8 protein-coding genes are annotated in these 14412 nt (G+C 55.9%); 6 read left to right on the forward strand and 2 right to left on the reverse strand.

From position 1 onward, the window contains the following. Positions 1–158: 158 nt before the first annotated feature. From CA85_RS10510 to CA85_RS10525, 4 genes are all read left to right on the forward strand, one after another. Positions 159–1679 (forward strand): sulfatase family protein, encoded by a 1521-nt coding sequence (locus CA85_RS10510; RefSeq protein WP_146391274.1) that lies wholly within the window; start codon positions 159–161, stop codon positions 1677–1679. 123 nt (positions 1680–1802) lie between these two features. Further along, positions 1803–2849, forward strand: coding sequence for a 2,3-diaminopropionate biosynthesis protein SbnA (gene sbnA, locus CA85_RS10515; RefSeq protein WP_146391275.1), 1047 nt, complete (start codon positions 1803–1805; stop codon positions 2847–2849). Further along, the gene (locus CA85_RS10520) at positions 2846–4492 is read left to right on the forward strand and encodes an FAD/NAD(P)-binding protein (RefSeq protein ID WP_146391276.1); all 1647 of its coding nucleotides are present in this window, start codon (positions 2846–2848) and stop codon (positions 4490–4492) included. Before sbnA ends, CA85_RS10520 begins: the two co-directional genes overlap by 4 nt. Before the next feature lie 132 nt (positions 4493–4624). After that, positions 4625–5983, forward strand: coding sequence for a Y4yA family PLP-dependent enzyme (locus CA85_RS10525; protein WP_146391277.1), 1359 nt, complete (start codon positions 4625–4627; stop codon positions 5981–5983). An 87-nt stretch (positions 5984–6070) separates the two neighbouring features. Here CA85_RS10525 and CA85_RS10530 read toward each other — a convergent pair whose 3' ends face one another. Next, positions 6071–8617, reverse strand: a complete 2547-nt coding sequence (locus tag CA85_RS10530; protein ID WP_246112676.1) for a cytochrome c3 family protein — start codon at positions 8615–8617, stop codon at positions 6071–6073. Positions 8618–8880: 263 nt separating this feature from the next. Here CA85_RS10530 and CA85_RS10535 point away from each other — a divergent pair, with 263 nt between their 5' ends. Together CA85_RS10535 and CA85_RS10540 are read left to right on the forward strand one after the other, a co-directional pair. Continuing rightward, complete coding sequence (locus CA85_RS10535) at positions 8881–9471, forward strand: sigma-70 family RNA polymerase sigma factor (RefSeq protein ID WP_186774860.1); 591 nt, start codon at positions 8881–8883, stop codon at positions 9469–9471. Further along, complete coding sequence (locus CA85_RS10540) at positions 9468–10307, forward strand: anti-sigma factor family protein (RefSeq protein WP_146391279.1); 840 nt, start codon at positions 9468–9470, stop codon at positions 10305–10307. Before CA85_RS10535 ends, CA85_RS10540 begins: the two co-directional genes overlap by 4 nt. A 580-nt stretch (positions 10308–10887) precedes the next feature. Here the strand turns inward: CA85_RS10540 and CA85_RS10545 are convergent. Then, positions 10888–12192 (reverse strand): hypothetical protein, encoded by a 1305-nt coding sequence (locus tag CA85_RS10545; RefSeq protein ID WP_146391280.1) that lies wholly within the window; start codon positions 12190–12192, stop codon positions 10888–10890. Positions 12193–14412 lie beyond the last annotated feature (2220 nt).

The following is a 14412-nucleotide window of genomic DNA, read 5'->3' on the forward strand; positions in this document are numbered from 1 at the left end:
CGGTCCGCAGGAATGTCGTCGCTTGACGACTGACCGCAAGTATGCTCTTGTCATTCCACCTTTTCCAAGTCTTACGGTCGGCTTCCATCGAGAGAAAACCGACCGTGAACGATACCCATTTGCAATGCGGAAGTTACCCAGGCTTTCGAATACTCAGCATGAAGAAAATCTTGACCCTTTGCGCAGCCGCCGTGTGTCTTGGCTTGCTCGCAGGCAACCTGGCGACGGCCGGGCAACCAAACATCGTCTTTATCCTCGCTGACGATCTCGGTTACGGCGATCTCGCTTGCTATAACCCTGAATCCGAGATCCCAACACCCAATCTCGATCGGATGGCAGCGGAAGGCATCCGCTTCACCGACGCCCACAGCCCCTGCACCGTTTGCACGCCGACCCGGTTCAGTCTGATGACGGGCCAGATGGCGTTTCGTGTTCCCAATGGCGGACGCGTCTTCAGTGGCGCAGGCGGTCCGTCGCTGATCGCGCCGGACAAATTCACGCTGCCGGGAATGCTCCGTGATCAAGGCTACAAAACGGCGTGCTTCGGCAAGTGGCACATTGGTTTAACGTTCTATGACGCTGATGGCGAACCGATTCACAAGGGCGGCCCGGACGGGGTTTCGCGAATCGACTATTCACGCGATATCGATGGTGGGCCGCTCGATTGTGGTTTCGACGAGTTCTTCGGTACCGCATGTTGCCCGACCACGGATTGGTTGTACGCCTACATGGACGGCAAGCAAATTCCCGTGCCGCCGACCGGAACACTGGACAAGTCGACGTTGCCCAAGCATCCCTATGCCAACGACAACCGGCCCGGCGAAGTCGCCCCCGACTTCGATTTGGAAGAGGTCGATATCAAATTCTTGGAGAAAAGCCAACAGTTCCTGCGGACGCAAGTGAAAGAATCGCCCGATCAGCCATTCTTTCTGTTGCATTCCACCCAAGCGGTCCACCTGCCCTCCTTCCCCGGCCGAAAATTCAAGGGGGCGACGCAGTCGGGGCCGCACGGCGATTTCATCTTTGAATTGGACTATGTCGTCGGCGAACTCTTGAAAACGCTTGAGGAACTCGGCGTTGACGACAACACGATCGTCATGTTCTCAAGCGACAATGGGCCGGAAGTCCCTGCCGTCTACCACATGCGACATGACCACGGGCACGATGGAGCTCGGCCCTGGCGGGGAGTCAAGCGTGACAACTACGAAGGTGGGCACCGAGTTCCGTTGATCGCACGGTGGCCAGGAAAAATCGCTGCCGGTTCCACTTCGGATCAGCTCACGTCGTTGACTGATGTGGTGGCAACGGTCGCCGAGATTACCGGCGCGACGGTCCCGTCAGGCGATGCCGAAGATAGCTACAGCATGTGGCCGGCGATGACGGGCAGCGACGACGACACCCCCATTCGTCCCTATCTACTGATGCAAGGTTTCGCGGGCAAAAAATGGCTCGCCATCCGTCAGGGCAAATGGAAGTACTTGGCCCATCAAGGGTCCGGTGGCAACAACTACGAAACGCACCCCATGCTCAAAGAGTATGCCCTGCCCAATACCGCGCCGAGCGCGCCGGGCCAATTGTTCGATTTAGAATCCGATCCCGGCGAGACGACGAATCTCGCGTTGGAGAAGCCAGAGGTCGCTGATCACATGAGCCAACTGCTTCGCTCGGCCATCGAGTAGCCGCAATCGTTGGGACGGTCTCACCGATCGCTCAAACATCGGGGATCGGAGATCCGTGCCGCCCAGTGGCACATCAATTGCTCTGGGTCGGGAGAGATTTCTCATCACTCCTGAGCCGCACCCATGAAGACACTGCCATCCGTTGCCGACTTTGCATGCCCTGTCGCCGATGGGGTGTTGCAGTCGATTGGTCGCACGCCGCTCATTCGGCTGAGCCGTTTTCTCGATGATGATTCGATCGAGCTACTCGTCAAGCTCGAGTCTGCGAACCCTGGTGGATCTGCGAAGGATCGGCCCGCGAAACAGATGCTCGAGGCTGCCCTGAAACGTGGTGATATCCACGGTGGGTCGACAATCATTGAATCGTCGTCTGGGAATATGGGCATCGGGCTGGCTCAGGTTTGCCGGTATCACGGACTGAAGTTCGTCTGTGTCGTCGATCCCCGCGCCCAGCCACAGAATCTCGCCATCATCGCAGCCCTCGGTGGCCAGATCGAGTTGGTTGATGAGCCGATCCAAGGCGACTTCCTCGCCGCTCGAATTAACAGAGTTCGCCAATTGCTCGCCTGCACACCGGAAAGCTACTGGCCGAATCAATATGCCAATCTTGACAATCCACGCGCTCACTTCCAGGGCACGATCCGTGAAATCGACGACGCGCTCGATGGCGACTTTGATGTCTTGTTCGTCGCGACGAGCAGCACGGGAACCGCGCAAGGATGTCGCGACTACCTTCGCTCACGGGGCCGCGACGTCGAGGTGGTCGCTGTGGATTCGGTGGGTAGCGTGCTGTTCGGCGGGGTCGCTGGCCCACGCATGATCCCGGGCTTGGGTGCCGGCAAAGAACCTGATCTGGCGGCGGGGCAGTCATTCGATTCGGTCGCTCGAGTCACCGATCTGGAATGTGTGGTCGGTTGCCGCCGCGCCGCAGAACGGGAAGCCATTTTGGTCGGTGGGTCGGCCGGCGGTGTGCTGATGACGGTCAGTCAGAGACGAAATGTTCTCTCGGGAAAGCGTTGTGTCGCAGTGCTTCACGACTCGGGGAAGCGGTACCTCGATACCATCTTCAATGACGACTGGGTTGACTCGGTGCTCGGTTGTAGCCAGACCCATTTGGCTGAATTGGTCCAGCGAGGTTTTGAGCAACCGCTCGTGGAGCCGCAAGCATGAAAGTGGTTGACCGAGCGAGATCAGACCATGACGATGCTCTCACTGCCGGTCGATCCGGGCGCCTTCGCCTCGCCGTCGTCGGTTGCGGGCCGCGGGGGATGCAGTGCTTAGAAGCTCTCTCAAGGCGTTTGGACGACGACCAGCTATCCCGGTTGCAGGTCACCGTCTACGAGCCCGCCGAAACGCTCGGCGCGGGGAGCGTTTACGATCCCTGCCAATCGCAATGTTTGCGGATGAACTTTGCCACACAGCATATCGATTTCTGGAAGTCGACACGTGACCAGCAGACTTCCCGCGCGACCTCGCTGCTGGGTTGGCTGGCAACGCGGTACCCGGATCTAGCACAGACAAATCAATACATCCCACGCGCCGTTCTCGGTGAGTATCTTCGTGACTGTTTCGCCGAGGTGCGAGAACGCTTCATCGGCAGCAGTGAATGGGCTGTCCAGCCTGAGCACGTTTTCAGCATCGTTCGCGAACAAACGGAGTTTCGCGTCAACACGCGTTCGAGCTGTCTTGCCTTCGATCGAGTGGTTGTCACTACCGGGCACGAGGGATTGCGGAGTTCCGCCACTGTGCCGGCGAACGATACAATCATCCCCGCGTTGCCGTCCAATGCCAATCTCTCCGTCGCAGCTGTGCCCGCGAAGAGCCGCGTCCTGGTTCATGGGTTTGGATTGACGGCGATCGATACGGTACTGTCTCTTACCGAGAGCCGGGGTGGTAGGTTCGTCAGCGATCGTTTCTTGCCGTGCTATATCCACAGTCTTGAGGAGCCCCGGAGGATTGAGATCCAGTCGCGATCAGGTCGCCCCATGCTGGCAAAACCGACATCCGCGATGGAACCCATTTGCAACTCGTTTTGGGATGCTTTCCGAGAACGAATGCTCGAGAAGCTAAAACGCCATGGCGATCTGCACTTTCGCGAGGACATCTGGCCGTTCATTACCGGCGCAGCCGCTGAAAGGTTGATTCAGAGCGGCTGCCCATCATCGCAGCGAGAGGTCCAGGCGTTTTTCCGCTCTTGGTCTCGCGGCAAGATGGACTCGCAATCCGCAGTGCAAGCGATGTTGCGGTCCTATGCTGTTGCGGTCGGCGAGCGTCCGATCGATATCGCGTTCGCGCTCGGTGATGCTTGGCGAAGTCTGTATCCCGAGCTGGTGCGGCTGATCAGTCATGGGGGATTGGCCGCAGCTTCCTGGAACTCCTTCGCGACGACGGCAAGAGAAATGGAGCGAATTGCCTTTGGCCCGCCAGCGGAAAGTGTGGGGCGAATGCTCACTTTGATGCGTGATGGAGTGTTAACGATCGGCACGCAACACGAAGACCAGTCACAATTCGATGCCGTCATTAACGCTGTCATTGCCGGGCCTCACGAACATTTCGAGCATGGGCCGCTCCGTTCTCTGATTCAATCGGGTGACGTACAGATTGACCCCGACAGTGGTGGGGTGAAAGTAGATGAGAATGGCACTGCGATCGGTGCAGCGAGAGGACTGGCAGTTTTCGGCCGTGCTACCGAGGGGTGGATCGTTGGCAACGACACGTTGACGCGGACTCTGCACAACCATATCGAAAATTGGGCAGAAACCGTCCGAATCGCAATCGCTGATTTAGAGCCCATCCGATCAACTCAAGAGTGATAAGGCAGATCCTTGAACAAGCCTCTTCAAGCAATTCGTTCCCCTTTCGCAACCACGCTGCAGCCCGATCCGGTCGAGCAGCGACAACGATGCGTTGGGGAACCCCCGCTTCGCGCTCGAATCGAGCCATGGATGCAACAGCTTCTGGTCAACGCTGAACTCGACGATTTGATCCGTTTGCACGGATCGCCGCTGAACATCGTCAATCCGTTACCGATGGGCCAGAACATCTCGCAGTTGACCCAGGTCGCGAAGGACCGAGACGTCGATTTTCAAGTGTTCTTTGCTAGGAAATCGAACAGGTGTCTGACCTTTGTCGATCAAGCGGCACAGTGCGGCGCGGGAATTGATACGGCCAGCCAGAACGAAGTTCAGCAGTGCATCGACTGCGGCATGGATCCTCACCGAATCATCTGCACGGCAGCGGTGAAGAGTGAATCGCTCATCCACAATTGTCTGCGTCATGGCGTCTGTATTTGCATCGACAACGAGGATGAATTGTCGTTGGTGGAATATGAAGCGGATCGGTTGGGATGCGTGGCCTCCATCGCACTGCGGATCGGCGGGTTTGAGCATGAGGGGGCAAAGCTCGTAACCCGCTTCGGCTTCGATGTCGATCGTGACCGCGGTATCGTGGATCGTTTTTCGGAATCGTCGCTGAGAATCGACGGGATCCATTTTCACCTCGACGGCTACGACGCGGCGCAGCGTGTGACTGGAATCCGTACCGCATGCGACTGGATCGAACGGTTGAGGCGCAGTGGTCAGTCGCCGACGTTCATCGACATGGGAGGAGGATTCCCAATCAGCTATCTCGAGAGCGAGCAAGAGTGGACGGATTTTTGGCATGAGCATGAACTCGCATTGCGCGGCAAACGCGACCCGATCACCTATCGAAACCATGGTCTGGGACGAATCGTTGTCGACGGTACCGTTCATGGCAGCCCGAAGAGCTATCCCTATTTTCAATCACCCGTTCGCGACGAATGGTTCGCCGCGATCCTGGATGCCGAAGTGGATGGAACGTCGATCGCACAGAAAATTCGTACCGCCGGCTTGCAGCTTCGATGCGAACCGGGCCGGAGTCTGATGGACGGATGCGGCGTCACTGCCGCTCGCGTTGAATTCCGAAAACGATCCGCCAACGGCGATTGGTTGATTGGTCTGTCGATGAACCGCACGCAGTGCCGAACCTCCAGTGACGACTTTTTAGTCGATCCGATCGTCGTGCCCACGAGGGATGCTGGAGGTGAGCCGATGAGCGGCTATCTGGTGGGCGCCTATTGCACGGAATCGGAGCTGTTGTCGCTACGCCGCCTGCATTTTCCCAACGGCATCCAGCGGGGGGACTTGGTCGTCTTCCCCAATACGGCTGGCTATCTAATGCACTTTCTCGAAAGTCGCTCGCACCAGTTCCCCTTGGCCAAAAACGTCATCTATCAAGACGAGCCCGGAGCCGAACTCCCTCTCGACCCGATCGATGCGTTTTGATCGAAGGATCAATAGGCGTGCATACAGCGTCTACGGGCGGGACACCCGCACGCTGGTTCGCGGGCGTCTCGCCCGCACCGAAGTGAATCACAGTCCAGACGACTCAGTTCGGCCAATCGCTCGTTTGCGTCGCCACCAGAACACGCCCGCGATGCCGGCGATCGCACCGCCGCCGGCGGCAGCCACTTGCACCCATGCAGACAACAACACGATCTTGTTAACAAGTCCCATGTGCTGCTCATTGGTCTTGGGAAGCTGCCCGGTATACTTGGCAACATGATGCAACAGATTGATCGCCATGGAATTCTGTGGGATCTCTCGATGGCAGGCGATACAGGTTCCTTCTCGCTGCATGTGGTCGATTTCCTCTTTATTGAATGCTCGCGAGAGCTTCCAGTGATGGCCCACCGTGGCGAGTTGGTTACCGTCGCGATCGACGATTTGGGACCAATCGTGATCCAGGTTTTCGATCGCCGGCTGCTGCGGTTGGGCGCGTTTGGAAAGAATCGTGCCGTCGGTGGTCTCGATGTCGGCAAAGTGAGTCTCGTTCCAGGGCCGCGTGCCTGAGATTCCTAACCCGAGCGCCTTGTCGGAGGAGTGACACGATTCGCAGCTCCGCGCGTTTTTCGTCATCGTGTGCGGCTGTGTCGGGCTCATGTCGATCGCCAATTGACCGCCTTCGCCGCTGCCTTCGATGCCCGCCGGCGTTTTGAAAATGTGGTTCGTCAGGATCGTTTTTCCATCCGCACCGACAATCGTCACCGAGGGCTGGCAACCGGGCGCAAGCGGTGTCACTCGCCCTTCGCCGTTGACGCCCATCATCGGCTCCTCCCAACGCAGATAACTTCGGCTTTCAGTGACTTTACCGGGAATCACCGTGTCGAACTGTTCCTCGCCGTCGGTCGTGCGAAACTCATCTTGCATGTGCTTGCGCCCGGCGGCAATCCAGTCGAAACCGGTCTGTGATTCGTCGCACTGGGGGCACTGATCCTTTTGGCTGTAATCCACTTTGACATGACAGCCGTAGCATTGCGGTGTCCAACTGGAGTGACAGGTATAGCATTCCATGCGATCCAAATGTTTGGAAACGCCTTGCATTGCGACCAAGCCACGCGTGCTGACCTTGTCTTCTTCGATGAGTTTCTTCAGCGGCGTCAGTCGCAGGTCTTTTCCTTCGGCCGTGTAGACAATCACCTCGTCGCCGTCTCGCACGGTGTTCTCGTACGGGTTTCCCCGTGCGGTCAGTAGAAATCCGTCTTTCTTGTCGTGCTGGTAACCGGCCCAGGTGTGCGGAAGTTGTTGGTCGGTAACACCGCGTGGCTCGCCGCTGGCTGGCGTCATCTCAAACTCATCCATAAACCCGATCGGCAGTTCCCACGGATATTTGTCGGGTGTGCCGTGGCAATCGGAGCATTCAATTTGCACGGCGGCCAACGTGGTGGGGTTGAGGAATCCATCGCCATGAACGTCGATCGACGTATGGCAATCCTGGCACTTCATTCCTTTCTGATAGTGAATGTCCTGTTCCATGGCGATGTAGTGTTTCGAGTGCAGGCTGGGTTGCTCACCGCCGGACTCGGTCGAGGGCGATGTGTAGGGACTCTCCATCAAACCCTGAAACGACACGCCCACGCGTTTGCCACGGTTGTGACACGTGGTACAGGTTTCGACGGACAGGCCGTGATAGCTGGTCTCATGAATCGTCACGGTCGCTCCGCGAGTCCCTTGGATTTGGTGCGTCAGCGGGTGCGTCGGTTCATCGGTCGGGATCGACGGGTCGTTGCCTTCGTAGAAGCCTTCGTTGCTGTACGGGATGTGGCATGAGGAACAGCCCATGCCGCGAAAGTCACCCCGCTTGGAACGTCCTTTGACGGCATGGTGGCAGCGATTGCATTCTTGGCGGATGTAGGTGAAGGCGGCCAGTTCAGGATTGTCCTGCAGTTTGTCGAGTTCATCGAAGCCGACCGCTTCGGGCAGTGGCTCGTGTCGGTCGACGAAGACGTTGGGTTCAAGCTCACGCAGTCGCTGCATGTAGGCGAGATACGTGTCGGTTCCCAGTCGCTCCTTCGGATCCTTGGGGTTTTCGACGGCGTAGTTTCCATACTTGTGTTCGTAACCGGTCATCGCTCCAAAGGACCAGCACGTGCCTTGGATTTTGCCGGCTTCGGTCATCATCAAACTCTGCCACTGAATCTTGACCTGTTCCTGGTGGCATTGCCCACAGGTTTCGTCGTTCACCCAAGGACTGCCCGGATCGGGATAAAAGTCGTCGCCGCCGTGAGCGATCGCTTTATCTTCCGTCTCCGTTGCGTCGCCATTGTGGCAAACAATGCAGCCCGCTGGATCGCCCATCGATTCCCCGCGAGCCATGATTTGGTTAAGCATTTCCGAACCAATCTCGCGAATCGGTTCGATCTCTCCGTGACAGGTCATGCACCCCGATTTGGCAGCCTCGGGAAAGTGATCGACCAGTCGCTCTTGCGCCAAACCAGGTGTCGAGATCCATAGACATCCCAGTAGCATCGACAGCACCGAGGCTCGCACTGCCTGTGCGCCGCGAAGCGGAACCGACGGGTGGAATCTCGCTCGGCGGACTGAAGGGCGTGGAGTGGTCGAAGGAATATCGTTTCGCACGAGAGTCATTCCGTTGGTCGATATCGGACGTTGAGTTAGTCAAAATGATTGGGCTCGCTCGCTGCCCAGTCGGTGCGAGCATGAGGTAGTGGCTACTCTGTGAATGTTCCCACTGGCCAGATCTATTACAGCCGTTGAGAGAAAAGTTTCTTTTTCGTATTTGTTCGTTTGCTTGTAATAGAATGCGTCCGTGGGGACATTTACGAGTGTCAGTGGACAACTTCCCCTCATGGAGACTCGCCTTTGGCACGGGACCATTTCCCTTGAGTGACCCGAAACAGCGAAAAGCCGACCGATTCATCGAGCATTTGGTACCGATTCAACAGCAGTTGACGGTGTACTGTCGTCGCCTGCTGCGCCAACCTGACGAGGCGTCCGATGTCCTGCAATCGGCGGTAGCGGTTGCGTTTCGCGACTTCGATAAGTACGCCGAGGGAACCAATTTTCGTGCCTGGATGTATCGCTACGTGACACTCGAAACGCTCAATCGCAACCGAGCCTTTGACCGATCACCGCTGGAACTGCGCGACCACGATCCTCCGCACCAAGTTTCGGTCGAAACGCTGCTGATCGATCAGTTTGACCTGAGCCGATTGTTGGACGCTCCAACCACGGTCTTGGATCATTGCGATTCGTTGGTCATGCAAGGCGTCAATGAATTGCCGCAGCAGCAGCGTGAAATTTTCCTGCTGCGGGCAATCGGTGACTTCAAGTATCGCGAGATCGCTGAGATGCTCAACATTCCCATGGGCACCGTGATGGGATTACTTTCCAGAGCGAGAATCCAATTGCGAGAGCATTTGATGGAATACGCCAGGCAGAACGGACTATTCAACCGAGGTGAGCGAGCATGAATTGCCAAGAAACACGCCGGCATTGGGATCTCTACCATGACTCCGAAGGCGACCCAGAACTGCATCTGCGGTTGAACGAGCACTTGGATCAATGCGCGTCCTGTCGACAATGGTTCGGGCAACAATCTCGTCTTGAGTCGCTCATCCAACAGCGTCTCAAGAGCGCTGATGGCCTAGCGACCATCCCTCCCGATCCGGACAATGGTACAACGCCAGTTGACTGGCCAGCGATCCTATCTCAGGTCGAAGCCGTTCCGAACAAGTCATCGCGCGCGTGGTTGGTGCTCGGCTCGACTGTCGCCGCGTTGGCCGCCAGCGTCCTGTTGCTCATCAGCTTATATCTGCCCAATGCGGATGGTCCGGGTGCGATTCTGCGCGATGTTCCTGATCTAGCCCGTCTTTCAGCCGAAGTACATGGACACGTCGCCAGCGGTGGATTGCGTCCTGATTTTGAAAGCGATTCAGATATCGCGGTCGATCAATACTTGGTCGCTCGCGTCTCGTTTCCTGTACGTTGCCCGCCACGCAAAGATTCGGGCTTCGCCGTCGGTGGAGCGGGCCTATGTCAGTTCGCGGGCCAACCGGCCGCCTACGTTGTCGGTTCGGTCGACGATTCTCCGGTCTCGATATTCGTATTGCCTCGCGAAAGCCTGGCGGTGTTTCCGAAGCAACGTAAAAAGTTGAATCAAGGCCACGTGAGCGAGCAGGTCGAAGGTGGAAGTCGCATGGTCTCTTCGATGATTGATCAAAACGTCGTTGTGGTCGTCGGCGAAATCGAACCCAAGAAATTAACCCGCGTGCTGAAGTCTTATGGAACCTATCCCCACGAAGCGTAGAGCCCAGCAGAACCTGATCGAGATACTCAGTACCGAGTCAAGCGGTTGAGTCGGTCCAGAGATAACGCGGACGGGAGGGTTCGAAAGCATAACTCTCAAAAACCGGATGTTTCTTCTCGGGATTTAGTGGCGCCGAACGCGCTGTTTGATTCCTGAATGACCTCCACAGTGTGGTGGATTTTCGAGGCATTTACTCCTGCGTCCTATGGTGTTTTGGCATCATCTGAGAGTAGACGATACATTGACTTACGCAGAGACAAACGGACTTGGGCAATTGTGGGGACGCGGGCCGGGGAAGGGATATTTCGGTCGATAGCGCGCCAGCGGTGCGGTTGATGCTCGGCAAGTTCACGCTTGCCGGGCATCCGTTTTTCGCTCACTGGACGCAGGAGCCTATGCCTCAAAAATCCAACATCCTGGATGCCTGCCACTAAATTCCGAGAAGAACCAGTTCTCGAAGGGAATACTCTCGTCGAGAAATTCCTTTTTGCTCAATAGACGCCGGAGTAGATGCCTGCAAAACCCAACATCTTGGACTCCAGCGACCAGAATCCGCAAAGAACCTGTAAGGGTGAGGTTTCTATCTGTCGCTGCTCGATTTGATGCTGATCAATTCCTGGGCAGTTTCAATGATAGCATCGCAGACCTCGTCGGCGACGTACACGCTGTAGTTATCCGCCGCGTCAACGCAAACTGAAGACTTTGGATTGCATACTTGCCAGTTTTGACGGATTCCTATTCTTATTCCGGCGCACAGCATGTCGTCAGGAGCGTCTCTCAATAGATCACGCTCGGCCTCTGTCAGTCCGCTCACCAGATAATAGGCGGCATCCTCAATCGTTTCCAGTTGATCGCTGGGCAGAAGTTCGGCACCCTGGTTTACAACTTGCACGTGTTCACGGGTATCTCTGCGTGTTTTCTGTCGGTGTTCCGAGTGGTGGCGCCTGCTCTCAGATCCACGATCGAGCTTGGTTGGCCCAGGACCCTCGACGCTATAGCTTAGCGGATCGTCGAACTCCAAAATGGGGGCGCGTGAGATTAGGAAAACTGCGCCAGCAGTTGTCACTGTGAAAATCAACGCAAAACCTGCAATAGAAATCCATCGCCTCGATGCTCCAAGGAGACCGAACGAGGAAGGATTGGCTAGCGACTCGTCACGAACGAGATTGGAGGATGTGTCACTCGAGCCAGGTCCACTACGAAATCCCAGATCAGAGCTCTCGGCTCGTGACAGATCGAAGTATATGGAATCGCTCGCAAGCATCGATTCATCGACACTATAGTCGACAATATCACGCCGATTGATTCTCCCCGCTTCTCCCTCAGGTGATGCCGACGCGGTTTTCGGCTTGTCTGTCTTGGTCGACTCTCTCATAGGAAGAATCAAAGCATCAGACAGCGAGAACACGGGATTTGCAATCTGTTGTGAATCAAGAAACTCGTCGCCAGTTAGAATGCTGGTGCTGGATTTGAATTCATCGCCGGTAACTAAAATGTGATCTGGATCCATCAGTACATCTGTGTGGGAGAGGTCTAGGCCTTCCATCACTCGATCGCTCCGCTCCAAGCTTATGCCGGCTATTGGTCCCGCCTTAGATGATGCCGGCGAAGAAGCTTCATCGCTCCTTGCGGTGTCGGTCGTAGCAAGTGCTGCGTCGACGCCGACGTTCGCTTGCGACTTCGAAGCTTTCTTCGGTACGAACGCAGTCCGCGATGCCACTCTTGAGTCCACCGTCTGCGATTTAGCTGAACCTTCCATTTCAGCCGACGGCAGCAGGCCAGTTTCTGGCGAGTCAGCCTCGCCCAAATAGGTGGTGACCTCGCCAGTAACCGTCCCTGAAAATGCCAGTGTGAGAAGGGTGTAGCAAGACCAGAATCTAAACATTACTTCCTCGTGAAGTTAAGTTGGTGTGTGTTGAAACGCAAAGAAAACGTAACTGAATATGTCGAATACTATCGGTCCCCGAACATTCTTCGGCGACAATATATACGAGCGAAATAAGTAAATAGGTGGATTCAATATGGCTGGAAGACAGCTGTCAATGAGAACGCAGTGGAACAAAACATGCAGATGATGGCCTGAAGATTGGGTGGCTGGTTATGAAGCAGGCGGATCGAAATTCGGCCCTGCTGGAAACGCTCGCTTGATGCGAATCAGGCAACGATATGTTGGAGCGCACTGTTATGTTTTGTGTTGCATTAGCAGGTCCCCAATCTTTCGCATCCCGATACCCTTCTTTTTGTCGATCTAGCTGAATCAGTTCGTCCTAGTGTGGAGGTTTAGGTTAAGGTGAGCGCAAAGTTTTTCCCGTGTTTGCCAAGTTCGGGATCGAGGATCGCTCGCTGCTGGAGATCAGAAAGATCTGAACGGGAGGAGCTCAGTCGCTTGCTATGTGCTCGGGGTAAACCCATTGTTTCTCGTCTGAGCAGGATTAGGACAGAGCAGCGCGGCATGATGCACAACCATGAACTCTTCGGAGTCGGCTTTAGACTCATCCGAGTAGTACAGCTATGCGTCAGTGATGAGTCTTCTCGGCACAGTGATGATGGCGCGGCGTGCGATGAACATTTTTCCCATTGGTTTCCATCGCTCAAGGCAACATGTCCAGTGGTGAGCTCATGATCTGGCCTAGCAAGTACGCACAGTTCAGACGCGTTGGAGTCAATGTGTCCGGCGGACAAGCTAACTTGATAATGCGAGAGGTGCCCCGCCCCTGCATTGATGGAGTTGGCGAGCCGTTCATTTTTCGTGCCCTGGTGTTGTGCATCGAGGCCGAAAACATCCGCATTAGCGATGCGTGTACAATTGATCATAAGTTTGTCTCGATGAAAGCATGAGTCGTCGTCCCAGTCAGGGGTTGACTTCATTGGGTTTAAGCGTCCCTTTAGGTTCTGGAGAGATGATGCCAATAGGGTATCCAGATACATCAAGTACCGACGGTTCGTGAATGTAGGCGAGAAGCGAACGGCCTCATGCCTAAGGAACCGATTGTCAATGACGATGATCGGTCTCATGGGGATTTACATTGCGATGTCGCTTTTTTCGGTTCTCTCCTGCGTCGTCCGTCGAGTAGTTTCCTATTTCGAGAGACATGGTCGCGATCTGCGTGTCACGCGGAAAACATCGTGGTACCGAAAAGTGAAGGATTCTGCACTCGCGACTGTCTCCACCGACCATGTCTCATCGCAACGAGCCGACTGGGTTGCCGATATGGCTGAGCAAGGAGTCGAGAACAAATCTGCCTAGTGATAGTCTGCTGGGTTCACCAGGTTCCGTTGGGCCGAGCATCAGGGCATAGCAATCGGCCACAGTCCTGTGAGAACAAGGGGTAAGCAGTCTGTGGTGTGCACGAGAGACGCGTCGGCATGCGGAGCGACGAGGATTAGTGTTGAAGTCTGTAGAAGAAGTGAGCATTGCAGCACGCGGCGCACCGTCCTTTTCCGGCGGTATTTGCCGTGTCTACGCTACTGACCGTGAAATGCGTGCGTTTGTTGGTTTTCGATTAGGTGCTGTTCAGAGGGGCTCGCGACAGCAAGGGCTGCCTTTCGGCGGTGGGCGACAGTTGGCAGCGTCGGCCGCCTTCCTGCGTTGGGGATCGTTTGGACAACCGCAACGGCTACCGCAAGCTAGGGCACCGCCAAAATAGGCGTATCTGGAATCCGAGGATACGCCCGCCGGGTACGTGGTGAGTTCCGGTGAGTAGCCTGGATGAGCGAAAACTTGCACAGAGCTAGCAAACTTGCCGCTAGATTTTGCAAAAATCGTAGCGGTTTTGGCCGAGGAACGAGCGCGTTTTCAGTCAGCTCACAAAAAGTTTTAGACTTTTGCGTGGCAGTTTTGGGGTCTCCCCGTCTATATCGCTAGGAGCGGAGCATGAGATCACCCAAGTGCATTGAGCCGATGGCCTAAATGGCCGATGTCGATGCCGTATTGAAGTCATCTCACTGATGAGGGTCGTTTGTCGCGATTCTTTGCATCGCCGTTGAGAGTTTACGTAGTTTTGTCGTTAAAGCTTTGCGTTTTGCCAGGGAGACTGTCTAGGTGAAGAGGAAAGAACTGATCAGCGTCTTGGCGGAACCCTCAGTTCGCGTGCAGGCTTCTCGT

Source organism: Allorhodopirellula solitaria (assembly GCF_007859855.1).
Taxonomy (GTDB): Bacteria; Planctomycetota; Planctomycetia; order Pirellulales; family Pirellulaceae; genus Rhodopirellula; species Rhodopirellula solitaria.

What these genes read in the sequence shown, in the direction of transcription:
- CA85_RS10510 (WP_146391274.1), top strand. Translation starts at nt 159, where the DNA reads ATGAAGAAAATCTTGACCCTTTGCGCAGCCGCCGTGTGTCTTGGCTTG.
- sbnA (WP_146391275.1), top strand. Translation starts at nt 1,803, where the DNA reads ATGAAGACACTGCCATCCGTTGCCGACTTTGCATGCCCTGTCGCCGAT.
- CA85_RS10520 (WP_146391276.1), top strand. Translation starts at nt 2,846, where the DNA reads ATGAAAGTGGTTGACCGAGCGAGATCAGACCATGACGATGCTCTCACT.
- CA85_RS10525 (WP_146391277.1), top strand. Translation starts at nt 4,625, where the DNA reads ATGCAACAGCTTCTGGTCAACGCTGAACTCGACGATTTGATCCGTTTG.
- CA85_RS10540 (WP_146391279.1), top strand. Translation starts at nt 9,468, where the DNA reads ATGAATTGCCAAGAAACACGCCGGCATTGGGATCTCTACCATGACTCC.
- CA85_RS10545 (WP_146391280.1), bottom strand. Translation starts at nt 12,192, where the DNA reads ATGTTTAGATTCTGGTCTTGCTACACCCTTCTCACACTGGCATTTTCA.